The 15376-nt window shown below is 71.7% G+C and carries 13 protein-coding genes and 1 pseudogene; 2 read left to right on the top strand and 12 right to left on the bottom strand.

The genetic code is table 11. The features are described 5' to 3' along the window. Nucleotides 1-58: 58 nt before the first annotated feature. From ABD419_RS06835 to ABD419_RS06810, 6 genes and pseudogenes are all read right to left on the bottom strand, one after another. Nucleotides 59-580, bottom strand: a complete 522-nt coding sequence (locus ABD419_RS06835) for a hypothetical protein (protein ID WP_344483595.1) — start codon at nt 578-580, stop codon at nt 59-61. A gap of 118 nt (nt 581-698) precedes the next feature. Continuing rightward, a complete protein-coding gene (locus tag ABD419_RS06830; protein ID WP_344483592.1) occupies nt 699-2288 on the bottom strand; it encodes an ABC-F family ATP-binding cassette domain-containing protein in 1590 nt (529 codons plus the stop codon). A 311-nt stretch (nt 2289-2599) separates the two neighbouring features. Then, nucleotides 2600-2839 carry a carbohydrate-binding protein gene (locus ABD419_RS06825; protein ID WP_344485296.1) on the bottom strand — a complete coding sequence of 80 codons (240 nt, stop codon included), beginning with the start codon at nt 2837-2839 and terminating at the stop codon, nt 2600-2602. Beyond that, nucleotides 2825-3412: pseudogene (locus ABD419_RS06820) on the bottom strand (lytic polysaccharide monooxygenase auxiliary activity family 9 protein); the annotation flags it as partial. The pseudogene ABD419_RS06820 and the gene ABD419_RS06825, both read right to left, overlap by 15 nt. A 218-nt stretch (nt 3413-3630) precedes the next feature. Continuing rightward, complete coding sequence (locus tag ABD419_RS06815) at nt 3631-3741, bottom strand: methionine/alanine import family NSS transporter small subunit (protein WP_344483589.1); 111 nt, start codon at nt 3739-3741, stop codon at nt 3631-3633. Then, the gene (locus ABD419_RS06810) at nt 3738-5264 is read right to left on the bottom strand and encodes a sodium-dependent transporter (RefSeq protein WP_344483586.1); all 1527 of its coding nucleotides are present in this window, start codon (nt 5262-5264) and stop codon (nt 3738-3740) included. Before ABD419_RS06810 ends, ABD419_RS06815 begins: the two co-directional genes overlap by 4 nt. A gap of 256 nt (nt 5265-5520) precedes the next feature. Between ABD419_RS06810 and ABD419_RS06805 the strand changes: the two genes are divergently transcribed. Together ABD419_RS06805 and ABD419_RS06800 are read left to right on the top strand one after the other, a co-directional pair. Further along, on the top strand, nt 5521-7752 hold the full coding sequence (locus tag ABD419_RS06805; protein ID WP_344483583.1) for a HelD family protein: 2232 nt from the start codon (nt 5521-5523) through the stop codon (nt 7750-7752). 47 nt (nt 7753-7799) lie between these two features. Then, the gene (locus ABD419_RS06800) at nt 7800-9602 is read left to right on the top strand and encodes a PASTA domain-containing protein (protein ID WP_344483580.1); all 1803 of its coding nucleotides are present in this window, start codon (nt 7800-7802) and stop codon (nt 9600-9602) included. 58 nt (nt 9603-9660) lie between these two features. Here the strand turns inward: ABD419_RS06800 and pyrE are convergent, their stop codons facing one another. The 6 genes from pyrE to ABD419_RS06770 form a co-directional block, all read right to left on the bottom strand. Continuing rightward, nucleotides 9661-10194 (bottom strand): orotate phosphoribosyltransferase, encoded by a 534-nt coding sequence (pyrE, locus tag ABD419_RS06795; RefSeq protein WP_344483577.1) that lies wholly within the window; start codon nt 10192-10194, stop codon nt 9661-9663. Between the two features lie 26 nt (nt 10195-10220). Then, on the bottom strand, nt 10221-11099 hold the full coding sequence (locus tag ABD419_RS06790) for a phytanoyl-CoA dioxygenase family protein (RefSeq protein ID WP_344483574.1): 879 nt from the start codon (nt 11097-11099) through the stop codon (nt 10221-10223). Between the two features lie 219 nt (nt 11100-11318). Next, nucleotides 11319-12950 carry a serine/threonine protein kinase gene (locus tag ABD419_RS06785; protein WP_344483571.1) on the bottom strand — a complete coding sequence of 544 codons (1632 nt, stop codon included), beginning with the start codon at nt 12948-12950 and terminating at the stop codon, nt 11319-11321. A gap of 121 nt (nt 12951-13071) precedes the next feature. Then, complete coding sequence (locus ABD419_RS06780) at nt 13072-13497, bottom strand: hypothetical protein (protein ID WP_344483568.1); 426 nt, start codon at nt 13495-13497, stop codon at nt 13072-13074. Between the two features lie 121 nt (nt 13498-13618). Then, complete coding sequence (locus ABD419_RS06775; protein WP_344483565.1) at nt 13619-14086, bottom strand: ribose-5-phosphate isomerase; 468 nt, start codon at nt 14084-14086, stop codon at nt 13619-13621. An 11-nt stretch (nt 14087-14097) separates the two neighbouring features. After that, nucleotides 14098-15303: a DUF1015 family protein gene (locus ABD419_RS06770; RefSeq protein ID WP_344483562.1), complete on the bottom strand. Its 1206-nt coding sequence runs from the start codon at nt 15301-15303 to the stop codon at nt 14098-14100. Nucleotides 15304-15376 lie beyond the last annotated feature (73 nt).

Genomic DNA, 15376 nt, shown 5'->3' with positions numbered 1-15376 from the left:
CGGCGGCGCTGCGCGCCATGCAATAACCGCCGCTGTGGCCCGGAGTGCGGGACCGGGGTCAGTCGTCGTCGAGGTCGCCGCACAGCACGCGGTTACCGGTGAGCCCCGCGGCGGTCACGGCCGCGTCGGGCGCGTGGACGACGACCGACTCGGCCCGGTCGTCGAGCATGAGCGGACTCGACTCGGTGACCTCGCCCGTGCCGGTCTCGGAGGTGGTGAACGAGAGCTCCACGATGTTGCCCGCGGCGTCCTCGCCGTTCGGGTCGGCGAGCCAGTGGCCGCCGCCGGGCGGGTTCTCGTCGCACTCGCCGTCGTGGACGTGGGCGGTGTACTCGGTGGAGCCGGCCAGGCCGCCGACCGTGAGCTGCACCGAGGTGCCGTCGGAGGACTCGGCCTTCGCGGTGCCGTGGCCGTTCGGGTAGACGGCGGCCCACTCCGCGGTCGTGGACAAGGCCGCGGTCCAGGTGCCGCCGAGGTCGGGCGAGTCCTCGGCGTCGCTCCCGCACGCGGCGGCGGCCGCGGCGAGGACGGCGGCGGCCGCGGCTGCGGCGGCCTTCACGGTGGCTCGGCGGTTCGGCATGGGCGCTCCTTCGTCGGTCGGCCCGATCAGTATCGGGCCGCGGAGGCGCCCGGGCCGGGATTCGCGCGCCGTGTCCGGCCGCCGCGCCCGGTCGCGGGACCGGGCGCGGCGCGGAGTGTCAGGCGGCCACGGGCACGTCGGAGGCGATCCCCTCGCCGCGCACCAGCTCGACCCGGCGGGTCAGGCCCAGCCCCTCCAGGAACGCCTCGTCGTGGCTGACGACCACCAGCGCGCCCTGGAACGCCGCCAGCGCCTGCTGGAGCTGGCGGATCGAGGACATGTCGAGGTTGTTCGTCGGCTCGTCGAGCAAGAGGAGCTGCGGCGCGGGCTGGGAGGACAGGACGGTCGCGAGCGCCGCCCGCAGCCGCTGGCCGCCCGAGAGGGTCCCGACCCGCTGGAACACCGCGTCGCGGCGCATCCCGAAGCGCGCCAGGCGGGTCCGGAGCACCGACTGCTCGGCCTCCGGTGCGGCGGCGCGCACGTTGTCGAGCACCGACGCGTCCTCGTCGAGCAGTTCCAGGCGCTGCGTGAGGAACCCGTGCGGGACGCGGGACGCCTCGGCGACGGCCCGCAGCAGCGTGGTCTTGCCGGAACCGTTGTCGCCGGTGACCGCGACCCGCTCGGGCCCGCGCAGGTGCAGGCCCACGCCCTCGCCGTAGATCTCGCCGACCTTGAGCCCCTTGACGATCGCGATCTCGCGGTGCGTCGAGACGTTCGTCTCGGGCAGGTCCACCGAGATCGCGCCGTCGTCGCGCACGGCGTCCTCGGCCGCGTCGAGGCGCTCGCGCGCCTCGGACACGTCCTCCTGCTTCGCGAGCAGGATCTTCGCCGAGGAGACCTCGCCGGCGTTCTTCTTGCCGTTGAGGAGGATCTTCGGCGTGCCGCCCCGGTCGCGCTCGCGCTTCCACGCGGCCGCGCCCTTGTCGTTCTGGATGCGGGTCGCCACCAGCTCCTTCCGCTGCCGCGTCAGGTCCTGCTTGGCGTCGCGCACGGCGCGCTCGGCGGCCTCCTGCTCGGCGGCGAGGACCTGCTCGTAGGCGCTGTAGTTGCCGTCGAAGACCCGGATGCGGCCCTTGTAGAGCTCGGCGACCGCGTCGACGTGCTCGAGCAGCGCCCGGTCGTGGCTGACGACCACGAGCGTGCCGTTGAAGCGGCGGATCGCCTGGTAGAGGCGTTTGCGGGCGGAGGCGTCGAGGTTGTTCGACGGCTCGTCGAGCAGGAGCACGTCCGGGCGGCGCACGAGCCGCCCGGCCAGGCCCACGAGCATCGACTCGCCGCCGGACAGGGTCGCGACGGTCCGGTCGAAGCCCACGTGGTCGAGGCCGAGCTCGTCGAGGGCCACGCGCGAGCGGTCGAGGAAGTCCCAGTCGTCGCCGATGGCGGCGAAGTGCTCCTCCCCCGGGTCGCCCGACTCGATCGCGATGAGCGCCTTGCGCTGCTCGGCGATGCCGAGCAGGTCGGCGACGGTGTCGCCGAGGCGCAGCGGGAGCTCCTGCGGCAGGTACTCGATGAGCCCCGACGCGGTGATCGACCCGGCCTCGGGCTTGAGGAGCCCGGCGACCAGGCGCATGAGCGTGGACTTGCCGGTGCCGTTGTCGCCGACGAGGGCGGTGCGGCCGTCGGAGAACACGACGTCGACGCCGTCGAAGACGCGCTCCCCTTCGGGCCAGGCGAAACGCAGCTGCTGGACGTTGATGTAGGTGGTCATGAGACCTCTCTCAGGTGAGTGGTGGAACGGGATCACATGAGAGACATCGCGCCTGGACGGCGAACAAGGATTCATCCCCGGAAATGGGCACCCTCTCGATCGAAGACACACCGTGCACGTGCGCAGAGACGTGCTGGCGCGATGTCTACGACCTAGAGCTTCAAGTGAGTGCCTAACGTCGGGGACAAGGACGGGGACAACGGTAACCGCGTCGCGGAGCGGCTGTCAAGCGGACTTCGGGGGGTGGAGACGAGCACCACGGGCCCCGGCGCCGGCTTCCGCCGGTGCCGGGGCCCGTGGCTCGAACGGGCCTAACAGGTGGCGGTCTGCTTCCAGACGCCCCACTGGCCGGTGGTGCCGGGCTCCTCGCCCTGCGTCCACCAGGACGCGGTGTACGCGACGCCTTCGTGCGTGACCTTGCTGCCGCCGGTGTAGACCGCGGTCGCGGCCCAGGCGGCGGCCGTGCAGCCCTCGCCGGTGCCGGGGTCGCTCGAGGTCGGCGGGTCGTCGGTCGGCTCGCCGGAGCCGCCGCCGCTGAAGTCGACGTCGATGCACGAGTAGAACGCGTTCACCGTGTCGGCGATGTTCCACACCGCGAGGACCAGGTGCTGGCCGGTGCGGGACGGGAGCGTCACGGTGTGGTTCATGGTGTGGTCGGGCTGGGCGCCGCCCATGCTGAACGAGGCGATCGGCGTGAGCCCGAGGTCGGAGCGCGTGAGCGGCTGCGACGGGTCGTAGCTGGAGTTGGTGATGTAGTAGTCGAACGTGGCGGTGGAGTGCCGCGCGGTCATGGTCCACGTGAACGTCCGCGGGCCGGCGCTCACCGAGGTGGTGGGCCAGTTGCCGCCGCGCGGGTCGTCGAGCGGGGCGAACGGGTCGTTCCCGGCGGAGCAGATCTCGCCGTCCGCGGGTCCGGCCGCCGGGAAGCCCTTGGGCCCCTCGACGCTCTGGGGCTCATACGAGATGGCCCCGCAGTTGGTGACCTCCCCGTCGGCGCAGAGCGCCGAGCGGGAGGGCGGGTCGGAGGTGTAGCCGTGGCCCCAGGCCAGGGCGGCCATCGAGGCCGACACCGCGAGTGTCGCGGCTCCGGCGATGGACAGGATGATTTTGCGCGACTTGCGCATCGTCGTCTCCCATCGAGGGTTGGGTTCAGCGATTCTCATCAATGTCGTAACACTTCCTACCTGCGACGACATCAATTAAAAAGTAACCTAACAGTTTGTGCCCTGCGACACAAGGGGATCGGGCGGGGATTTTCGGGCTTTTCTGAGGGATGTCGCGGTTTCGCACGGAAACGCAAGCGGCCGCACACGAATCGTGTGCGGCCGCGAGGTGCGGAAGATCAGTCCTCTTCGGACTCGGGATGGCGGATCAGGGTGACCACGGAGGCGACGAGGCCCCCGCCGACCACCAGGACGGAGATGACGAGCATGGCGATCGCGCTGGCGCTCATCGGGCGGCCTCCTCGACGTCGCGGGCTTCCTCTTCGGTCATGAACGGCGGCGTCTCCTTGCGGCGCAGGAGCAGCGACATGATGACGGCGAACGCGAGCGCGCCGCCCGCGACGGCCCAGCCGAAGGCCTGGTACTGGTGGTACCCCTCCTCCGCCGCGTCGGCGGTCACCAGGTCGCGCACGTTGAGGAACAGGATCACGGTGAGCGCCAGCGGGGTGAGCACCCCGAGGCAGGCGACCCAGATCGGGCCGACCTTGAACACCGAGGTCGCGTTCGCGTTGTCGCGCAGCTCCTTCCACTTCCACAGGATCCAGACCACGGCGATGATGCTCGCCGGGGCGGCCACGGCGATGCCGTAGTTGTTGATGAAGTGGTCGGTGACGTCCAGGAGCATGAGGCCGTTGACGGTGGGGAACAGCGCGACCGACACCAGTGCCATGCCGCCGCCGACGATCGCCACGGCCTTCTTGCGGCTCCAGCCGAAGCGGTCCTCGACCGCGGCCACCGGGACCTCGACGACGCTGATGAGCGAGGCGAAGCCGGCGACGACCAGGGAGAGGAAGAACAGCACGCCGAACAGGCCCGCGAGGTAGGGCAGCGTGTTGATGATCGCCGGGAACGCGATGAACGCCAGGCCCACCCCCTGGTAGGTCTGCTCCTCGATCGGCACGCCGGTCTCGAAGGCGAGGAACCCGAGCACCGCGAACACCGCGATGCCGGCGAGGATCTCGCCGAACGAGTTCGACATGCCCACCGTCCACGCGGAGGTGGTGATGTCGGACTTGCGCTTGAGGTAGGAGCCGTAGGTGATCATGATGCCGAAGCCGACCGACAGCGTGAAGAAGATCTGCGCGTAGGCCGCGAGCCACACCTGCGGGCCGCGGATCGCCTCCCAGTCGGGGGTGAAGAACGCGTTCAGGCCGTCCACCGCGCCGTCGAGGGTGAGCGACTGGACCACGAGCGCGCCGAACAGGAGGATCAGCAGCGGGATGAAGACCTTGCTGGTCGCCTCGATCCCCTTCTTGACGCCCGCGCCGATCACGGCGAGGGTCGCGACCCACACCAGCGCCAGCGCGATGCCCAGGCCCGGCAGCCAGGTCCCGAAGTCGTACAGGTCGCCGGCCTGGAGGAACTCGGCCATGAGGAACGTCTCGGGGTCCTCGCCCCACTGCTGCCCGACCGAGAAGAACGTGAACCACGCGGCCCAGGAGATGATCACCGCGTAGTAGACGCCGATGACGATCGCGATGGCGACCTGCCACCAGCCGAGGAACTCGGCGTTGCGGTGGATGCGGCGGAAGGCGGTCGGGGCGGAGCCGCGGTAGCGGCGGCCGATCGTGAACTCCAGGATGAGGAGCGGGATGCCCGCGGTGCACAGGGCGACGAGGTAGGGGAGGAGGAAGGCGCCGCCGCCGTTCTCGTAGGCGACGCCGGGGAAGCGCCAGATGTTCCCGAGCCCGAGGGCCGAGCCGACGGCGGCCAGGATGAACCCGACCCGACTCCCCCATTGCTCTCTTGCCATTGGTATCTCCAGTCACGCCAAGGGGCACTCAAAACGGCCTATACCGTAACCAACGGTCGCTCACGGGCCGGGGGCGGTGTCCGTGAGGTGATCAGGGGCCTTGACGCGGAACGAGACGGAGCGGCCCCGTCGGCGGTAAGGTTGATCAGTTCCTCCGCGATCGGCACGGCGCACCTGCGAGCCGTCCATCGGCGGCGGCCCTCGACGCGCACCGTCCGCGCCCCCAATCCAGTCCGCTCCGTATCAGAGGAGAGCCGTGTCCGCTGCCATCACTCCTGCCGCCCAGGCCGAGCAGACCCGCCTCGACGGGCTCTACGCCCGGGTCGACCGGCTCCGCGACGAGGCCGCCGAGCGGCTCGGCGAGGCCGGGCGCCGGCACGTGGAGAACGACCAGGAGCGCTCGCAGCGCGACGCCGAGACGCTCCTGTACCGGCGCCGGATCGCGCTCCTCGACGCGGTCGAGGAGGGCCTGTGCTTCGGGCGGCTCGACTACATCGACCCGGCCGAGGCCCCGATGTACCTGGGGCGCATCGGCGTCCACGCGGAGGGCGGCGAGCAGCTGCTGGTGGACTGGCGCTCGGAGGCCGGGCGCCGGTTCTACCTGGCGACCGCCGCGTCCCCGGCGGGCGTGCGCCGCCGCCGCCACCTGCACACCAAGGGCCGGCGCCTCCGGTCGCTGAACGACGAGGTCCTGGACCTGGACGCGGCCGCGGACTCGGGGTCGTCGATCGGGTCCGAGGGCGCGCTCATGGCAGCGCTGGACGCGGCGCGGACCGGGACGATGCAGGACATCGTGGCGACGATCCAGGCCGAGCAGGACCGGATCATCCGCGCGCCCTTGGAGGGCGTCATGATCGTCGACGGCGCGCCGGGCACCGGCAAGACCGCCGTGGCGCTGCACCGAGCCGCGTACCTGCTGTACGAGCACCGCGAGCGGCTCAAGCGCCAGGGCGTGCTCATCATCGGGCCGGGGAAGCAGTTCCTGCGGTACATCTCCGAGGTGCTGCCGGGCCTGGCCGAGACCGACGTGCTGCTGCGCACGCCGTCGCAGCTGGTGCCGGGGATCGTCGCGGACCGGCCGGAGACCGAGGCGGTGGCGGCGGTCAAGGGCCGGTCGGTCATGGCCGGGGTCGTCGCCAGCGCGGTCGCGGACCGGCAGGTCGTGCCGCGAGAGCCGCTGCCGGTGGACTTCGAGGGCCACGAGCTGTGGCTGCGGCCGGAGAAGATCACCGCGGCGCGCGACGCGGCGCGGGAGACGGGACTGACGCACAACGAGGCCCGGGAGACGTTCCACAAGCGGGTCATCGCCGACCTGGCGACCCAGTACGCGGACGTCATCGGGGAGGACCCGCTCGGCGGGGAGAACCTGCTGGGACTGGCGGACCGGGCGCAGTTCGCGGTGGAGATCGCCTCCGACCCGGTGATCCGGGGGCAGATCGAGGAGCTGTGGCCGGAGCTGACGGCCGAGGAGCTGCTGGAGGACCTGTTCGCCTCGCGCGACCGGATCGCCTCGGCGGCCGCGGTGCTGCGCAAGGAGGACCGGGCGCTGCTGCTGCGGGCCCCGGGCGGGTGGAGCGAGGCCGACGTGGCGCTGCTCGACGAGGCCGCGGAGCACCTCGGGGAGGTCGAGCGGGCGGTGCGCGCGGGCGGTCCGAGCGCGGAGCAGATCGCGTACGCGCAGGACGTGCTGACGATCGCGGCGGGTTCGGCGTCGTTCGACTTCGAGGACGAGGAGTCCGAGCTGCTTCAGGCCACGGACGTGATCGACGAGTTCTGGCTCGGCGAGCGGCAGGTCGACGAGCGGTTCGTGTCGGTGGCCGAGCGGGCCGCGGCCGACCGGCGGTGGATCTTCGGGCACGTCATCGTCGACGAGGCGCAGGAGCTGTCGCCGATGGAGTGGCGGGCGCTGCTGCGGCGGTGCGTGACGCGCTCGTTCACGGTGGCCGGGGACCTCGCGCAGGCCGCGGGGCCGGCGGCGCTGGTCGGGCAGGCGCCGGCGAGCTGGGCCGAGGTGTTCAAGGGCCTGGACCTGGACTGGCGGGTGGAGCGGCTGACGGTGTCGTACCGGACGCCGAAGGAGATCATGAACGTCGCGGTGCGGGTGCTCGACGCGATCGGCGTGGACGCGCCGCGCCCGCGCTCGGTGCGCGAGTCGGGCCACGAGCCGTGGCTGTGGGTCGCCGGAGACGACGTCGACCGGGTCGTGGAGGAGCAGGTCGCGGCCGAGCGGCGGATCGTCGGCGAGGGCTCGGTGGCCGTGGTGGCGACCGCCGAGCGGGCCGCGGGGCTGGCGGGGATCGCCGGCGCGGCGGTGCTGACGGTGAAGCAGGCCAAGGGCCTGGAGTTCGACTCCGTGATCGTGGTGGACCCGGACGCGCTGGCGGCGACGGGGCTGCGGAACCTGTACGTGGCGCTGACGCGGGCCACGAAGCGGCTCGGGGTTGTGGCGCCGGACAAACCGGTGTTCCCCGGTGCCGAGGTCCTGTAGGAGTCGCCCCAAGCTCATACACTGTCACCAGGTGTAGGAGGTGCGGGTTGACAACGACGACCGGGGACCTGACCGGTGCGCTCGTCGACGGGCGCTACCGGTTGCGGCGGCTGATCGCCCAGGGCGGCATGGCGGACGTCTACGAGGCGCACGACGAGCGGCTCGACCGCACCGTCGCGGTGAAGATGATCACCGCGGGGCGCCGGGGCGGGTTCGACCTCAAGGCGTTCACGCACGAGGCCCGCACCATCGCCCGGCTCTCGCACCCGAACGTCGTGGCGGTCTTCGACCAGGGCGTGCACGACGGGCTGCCGTACGTGGTCATGGAGTACGTGCCGGGGACGACCCTGCGCGACCTGCTCAACCGGCGGCGGCGCCTGCGGATCGAGGAGGCGGTGGAGCTGTGCGCGCAGCTCCTCGACGGGCTCCAGGCCGCGCACGACGCCGGGCTCGTGCACCGCGACATCAAGCCCGAGAACATCCTGCTGAAGAACGGCGGCCGCGGCGACCGCGTCAAGGTGGTGGACTTCGGCCTGGCCGAGGCCGTCCACGGCGACCGCGACACCGGCGGGCCGCTGGTGGCGACCGCCGCGTACGTCGCGCCCGAGCTGGTCGGCGGCATGCCCGCGACGACCGCGAGCGACGTCTACTCGACCGCGATCCTGCTGTACGAGCTGCTGACCGGGGAGGTCCCGTTCGACGGGCCCGACTCGGGCGCGGTGGCGCGCCGGCACGTCGAGGAGGACGTGCCGTCCCCGCAGCTGAAGGCCCCCGACGTGCCGGAGGGCCTGGCCGGGCTGGTCACGGCCGCGGCCGCGCGCCGGCCGGGGCAGCGGCCGGTCGACGCCGGGGCGTTCCTGCGCCGACTCCAGGCCGTGGACCTCGGGCACGTCCCGGGCTCCACCGGGAAGGTGCCCCGCCCGACCCGCGCGGTCCAGACCACGATGGTCGTGGACCAGGCGAAGCCGAGGCGGAACTGGAAGGCCCTGGTCACGCTGGGCCTCATCGCGGTCGCGCTCGTCTCGGTGGCGACCGCCGGGTGGTGGATCGGGATCGGCCGGTACACGTCGACGCCGTCGCTGCTGGACCAGGACCGCGACACCGTCGCGGCGTACGCCGAGGAGCGCGGGTTCGAGGTGGACCTGGTCGACGGGTACAGCTCGTCGGTGCCGATCGGCGGGGTCGTCTCGCAGGACCCCGAGGTGGGCGACCGCATCCGGCAGGGCGCGACGATCACCGTGGTGGTCTCGCTGGGCCCCGAGCGGTACGCCGTGCCGGACCTGGCGGGGCGGACCGAGGAGGAGGCGCGGGAGGCCCTCGCGGCCTTCGACGCCGAGGTCGCGGTGGAGCGCGAGTACAGCACCGAGTTCACCGAGGTGGGCGAGGTGACGCGCACCGACCCGCCCGCGGGCGAGGAGGTCAAGGCCGGTGCGCCGGTGACGCTGTACGTCTCGGACGGGTTCCCGCCGCTCCAGGTCCCCGACGTGGTCGGTCTCGCCGAGGACGACGCGGCGGCGGCGCTCGAAGCGCTGGAGCTGGTGGTCGGCGACGTCGCGACCCGGCACAGCGACTCGATCCCCGCGGGCTCGGTGATCGAGCAGACGCCCGCGGCCGACGCGCCCGCCGGGCCGGGCGACGAGATCGCGCTCGTCGTCAGCGACGGCCCCGAGCCGGTCGAGGTCCCCGACGTGCTCGGCATGGACATCGAGGAGGCCACCGACGAGTTGGAGGGCCTCGGGTTCACGGTGAAGACCGCGCAGATCTGGTTCACGGGCACGGTCTTCGACCAGTCCCTGGACGCGGGCACCGAGCACCCGAAGGGCTCCGAGATCTGGCTCTGGGCCAGGTAGCGGCATGAGGAAGGGGGGCCGGACGCGATCGCGTCCGGCCCCCCTTCCTCATATATCGCTACTGCGCCCCGGCGGCCTTGAGCTCCGTCATGGTGAACAGGGCCTTCAGGTCGATCCCGGTGTCGGCGAGGTTCTTCAGCCCGCCGGACTCCCGGTCGATGACGCACACGCCCCGGTCGACGACCGCGCCGCGGTTCCGCAGCTCGTCCACCGCGTCCAGGACCGCGCCGCCCGAGGTGACCACGTCCTCCACGATGAACAACCGTCGCCCTTCGACCTCGCCGCCCTCGGCCAGGCGGCAGGTGCCGTAGGTCTTGGCCTCCTTGCGCACGAACAGGGCCGGCAGCCCCGTCACCTGCGACAGCATCACGGCGATCGGGATGCCGCCGGTCTCCAGGCCCGCCAGCGCGTCCACGCCGTGCGCGGGCACCAGGGGCGCGAGCGCCTCGGCGATGCGCCGCAGCAGGACCGGGTCGGACTCGAACAGGTACTTGTCGAAGTACTCGTGCGCGACCACCCCGGACCGGAGCGTGAACTCGCCGGTCAGGTGCGAGCGGTTGAAGAGGTCTCGGGCGAGGTCGTGGTGGCTCATGGGATCAGACTGCCACGTCAGGCCCGTTAGGGCCGCAGCGGCGGGTAGGACGGGTCGAGGAGGTCACGCTCGGCCAGCCAGTTGTACAGCGGCGTCTCCTTGGGCCAGTGGCCCCAGCCGTGGTCGCCGGTGGGCGCGTGCCCGCCGAGGAGCTGCTGCTGCACCGGGTCCAGGTCGTTCCACCAGGACTGCTGCGGCAGGTCGTCGACGAGGTCGCGGGCGCGGATCCAGCGCGGCGTGAACCCGAAGAACGCGACCTTGCGGGTCAGGTCCGAGTAGTTGTCGCTGCGGGCGTGCCAGATGCGGCGGTCGAAGAACATGACGTCGCCGGCGTTGCCGGTGACCTCGATGGCGCCTTCGGGGTCGGGCCACTCCATGTCGCGGCGCGGCGGGCCGTCGATCGAGTTCCACTTGTGGGAGCCCGGGATGATCTTGGTGTTGCCGCGGCCCTCGGCGGAGAGGTCGGTGAAGAAGTACGCGAGCTTGACCGAGAGGCGCGGGCGCGGCTCGGTCTCGGTCTCGCGGTTCTGGCGGCCGCCGTCCTGGTGCCATTCGAAGCGGAAGGGGCGCTTCCCGGCGATCGGCGGGTGCTTGTCCACATGGGAGTGGTACACGTGGAAGTTCCAGCCGAGGATCGACCACACGTAGTGGAAGGTCCGCGGGTGGTTGAGCAGGAACGCGAGCTCAGGGCAGGAGGTCACGGCGTCGAGTCGGTGCATGGCCCCTTCGGGGCTCAGCCTTCCGGCGGCCTTCTCGAGCTCGTAGACCCTGTCGAGGGCGTCGGAGCACCGCTTGATCTCGTCGGCGTCGAGCGCGCCTCGGATCATGAGGTAGCCGTCCCGGTCGAACGCCTCTCGCTGCTCGGGACTCAGTGCTGCGGCACCGACCGATGTCACTGCGGTCATCTCAATGCCTTTCCGGTTTCCAGGGGGAACTGTCGTCTGTCAGACGCGCCGCCCGCCTAAGTTGGTTGCACCGCCGAATCTGGAAAGCTCAGGCAAGCATCCGGCGGTGCTCATTACCGGAAATCGTAGGGCTCATCGCTTCAGGACCGCTGGAGAAATTCTCGAAGTTCCGTGAGAAGTAGGAGAAATCCGCGGAATCATCGCCATTCGGACGAGGTATCACAGTCCGAAAAGGTCGGAGAACCAGGTGAAGTCGAAGCTCAGCCAGTCCCAGTTGAGCTCGCCCAGGTAGTCGATCCCGACCATGAACAGGAAGAAGCCCGTGGCGAGATGCGCCAGGCGCGCCGACTTGCGCTTGGCGTGCAGCCAGCGCCCCCACAGGATGCCCCCGGCGATGCGCACCAGGAAGAACAGCCCGATCGCCACCGCGATCACGAACAGGTAGCTCAGGACCTGGTTCTGGAGGGTCTCCAGCCCGGTCGTGACGACCCGCAGCAGCCACATGATGAGCGAGAACAGGCCGCCGATGACCGACAGCTCGAAGCCCTTCGCGAGCGAGCCGGGCGGGCCCAGGAGCGGGTGGCGCTCCTGCTTGGCGAGCTCGCGCTCGCTGGGCTCCTCCGGGTCGGTGGCGAGGCGCAGCCGCGGCAGCGGGCCGCGCTTCTCGGCCGGGCCCGCGGAGCGGCCGGAGGCGAAGGACCCCTGGTCGGGGACGCGGACGCGGCCGGCGACGGCCTTGTCCTGCACCGGCGGCGACCCGGCGTCCATGATGCGGGTGCTGTGCGCGGGCGGCTGCTGGACGACCTGCGTGGCCGGGACGCCGGAGATCGGCGCGGGCACGTCCATGCGGCGGGTCCGGCCGTCGGACTGGTCGAGGCGGCGCGTCGCGTCGGCGGGCGCGCCGACGCCGGCGCGGCCCCAGTCGACGCCGAGGTCGGGCAGGTTCGAGCGGGACACGACCGCGGCGAGCTCGTTGATCCAGCGCGGGAGCTCCGAGGTGCGCGGCCGGTTGTCGGGGTTGTCGTCGAGCGGCGCGGTGAGCAGCTCGCGCAGGCGCGTGTTCGACTCCAGCACGGGGTGGCGGCGCAGCCGCGCCCACGGCACGCTCTGCTCCTGCCCGGGCGAGTCGGTGCGCGCGGTCGCGCCGGTGACGAGGTAGAACGCGATCGAGCCGAAGCCGTGCACGTCGTAGGCCGGGCCGACGGTGCCCTGGTGGGCCTCGGGGCCGGCGGTCTCGCGCGTGTACGCGATCGTCGTCAGGTGCGCGGGCGTGTGGTAGCGGGCGCCGGTGAAGTCGATGACCTTCGCGGAGCCGTCCGGGCCGATGATGACGTTGGCGGGCTTCAGGTCCATGTGCAGGACCGGGTGCGCGCCGACCGGCGGGTGGTGCATCGCGTTCATGACGTCCACGACCGACCGGAGGGTGCGGACGGCGTCGACCCGGCCGAGGCGCTGCGACAGGAGCTGGCGCAGGTCGTGCCCGGGCAGGTACTCCAGGACCTGGAACGGCATCGGGTCGCCCTGCGGGGGCCGGCCCGACGGGTGCGGGGCGCGCCCGTAGAACGCGTCGATGCGGCGGCAGATCGAGCCGACGTTCCGGGAGTGGAGGTCCATGAGGACGGCGTCGCCCTTGTCCCACGAGCGGAACTGGTGCTCGCGGGTGTCCTGCGGGTTGGGCCGGAAGACCTTGACCGTCAGGGGCGCGGAGGAGATGCCCGCCGACACGCGCACGGCCTGGTACACGTCGGCCTGGCCCCCCGAGCCGAGCAGGCCGGTCAGCCGGTAGCTCTGCTCGGACCCCGGAAGGGGGTCGGCCGGGCCGCAGACGAGGTCAACGGTGGCGTTCGACATTGCGTGTTCCTTCGCGATTTCAGGATGAGTCCATAGCGTAACGCCCGGAATCCACCCTTCGCGGTCCCCGGAGGGCCCGTTGTACGCATCATCTCAGCAACGCTTCGGAGGCAACCGGGCGTCAGCGCCCCGAACCCCACGGGCTCTCGCCCTGCGGCTGCGATCCGAAGCCCGCGGCGGGCTGGCCGTACGAGGAGGCGGGCGGCGCGGGGGCGCTCGCGGGGTTCACGGGCTCGAACACGCCGCCGGGCTTGCCGGGCTGCGCGGGGGCGGCCGGCGAGGCGGGGGCGGCGCGGTCGTAGCTGCCCGAGGACGCGGGTGCGGGGGCGGCGCCGCCGGACCGGGCGAGGGACCACAGCGCGGGCGAGAGGGCGATCGTGAGGACGCCGAAGCCGACGGCCCACTGCTCGAACGGGGCGTGGTCGGCGAAGCCGGTGAAGTCGAGATCGGCGAGGTGCCAGGCGACGGAAGCGGCCAGGAACAGGAGCGTCCCCAGCAGGCCGACGACCTGGAGGAGCTGGAGGAGAACGCGGAGACCCTTAGACATGGATTGACGATACCGACACCCGTCCAATAACTCCAGGTGCGATCTTCCGAATCCTCCTGGTTTCGAGGCAGCGGAGAGGCCCGGGCCGGAGCCCGGGCCTCGCTGTCGGATCGCTTGGCCGCTAAGGCAGCTCGGGGAGCTCGTGGGTGGACTCCCAGGCGGTGAGCATGTCGATGCGCCGCTGGTGGCGCTCGGCGCCCGAGAAGGGCTCGTCGACGAACGCGTCGGCGAACGCGGTCGCCTCCTCCAGCGAGTGCATGCGCCCGCCGATGGCCACGACGTTCGCGTCGTTGTGCTGGCGGCCGAGCTTGGCGGTCTCCACGCTCCAGGCGAGCGCCGAGCGGCAGCCCGGGACCTTGTTCGCGGCGATCTGCTCGCCGTTGCCGGAGCCGCCGATCACGATGCCGAGGCTGCCGGGGTCGGCCACGACCCGGGAGGCCGCGTGGAGGCAGAACGGCGGGTAGTCGTCCTCGGGGTCGTAGGCGTGCGGGCCGACGTCGACGACCTCGAAGCCGCGGCCGGACAGGTGCTTGACCAGGTGGTCCTTGAGTTCGAGGCCCGCGTGGTCGGAGCCGAGATAGATGCGCACGATGTCAGACCCTAGCCCTTCGGCAGCTCGGCGATGGCGAGACCGGCGCGCGCCTTGGGCACGAACCAGGTCGACTTGCGCGGCATCTTGAGCCGCTGCAGGTTCACGTCGATGAAGTCGGGCACGGTGACCGGCGCGATGAGGATCGCCAGGTCGGCCTTGCCCGCGTCGACCTGCTCGGCGAGCCAGGAGGCCGGGTAGTCGCCGCCGACGTAGGTGATGCGCTTGTCCCCCGCGTCCCAGCCGAGGAGCGCGGTGAACACCTCGTGCTCGACGCGCGTGTGGTCGAGCTTGTCGACGACGGAGCCGTCGAGGTCGCCGAAGGAGACCTCCCAGGTGCGGCCGCGGCCGTACATGACGACCGTGCCGCCCTCGGCGGGCGTCTCGGGCGGGCCGTCGGTCTCCACGACCGTGGCGCCGATCTGCGCGATCTGCTCGACCAGCTGCGACGCGGAGCCCGGCAGACCCTTCACGAGGCGGTGGTAGGGGCGGATGACGACGGACTGGGGCGTGGTGACGACGGCGAGGAAGCGCTCCAGGCCGCCGACCTGCGCGGCGAGCGAGCGGTGGTTGCCGTCGGCGACGATGAGGTCGCCGTCCCCGGCCAGCGCGGTCAGGGCCTCGCCGGCCTCGCCGCCGATCGCCCAGATCTCGTGGGCGCGGCCGGACTCGTCGGTGTCGGCGGCCACGGGCGCGCCGGCGCCGGCGATCGCCTCGGCGATCGCGGCGTGCAGCTCCTCGCCCCTGGAGGACTGGAGCAGCAGCACGGGGCTGAGCAGGTGGCGCAGGAGCTGGTTGAGCTCGTTGCGCTGCTTGACCTTCTCGATGAAGACGTCCTCGTTGCGGATGACCTTGCCGGGCTCCTCCGCGGAGGAGGAGATCTCGGCGGTGTCGACGAGGCAGAACACGCCGTAGGCGGTCGGCTCCTCGCCGCCGGAGATGCGGTAGGCCACGGCCACGTCGCCGAACGCGGCGAACCTGCCGGCGTCCTTGAGTGCGGTGAGGCGCTCGGCCGCGGCCGGGAGGGACGCCTCGAAGCCGAGCCCGGCGGCCACCGCCTCGGGCGTGTGGGCGGGCATCTCGACGCCCAGCATGGACGCCGGGTTCGCCTCGATGATCCGAGTGATCTCGGTTTCGTCGGGGAACTCGTCGTAGTTCTTCGCGCCCGTGCCTCCGGTGGAGAGCCAGGCCAGATCGATCGGGTGTGCAGCAGTCACGCCACGAGCGTAATCGACCGTGTTCGCGGCGCCCGTGGCCGCCGAGTGAACTCTCGGGATGTGACACACTTCT

Source organism: Glycomyces endophyticus (genome assembly GCF_039531525.1).
Lineage (GTDB): Bacteria > Actinomycetota > Actinomycetes > Mycobacteriales > Micromonosporaceae > Glycomyces > Glycomyces endophyticus.
Note: the sequence above shows the minus strand (reverse complement) of the source record. Positions and strands in the feature narration are given on the sequence as shown.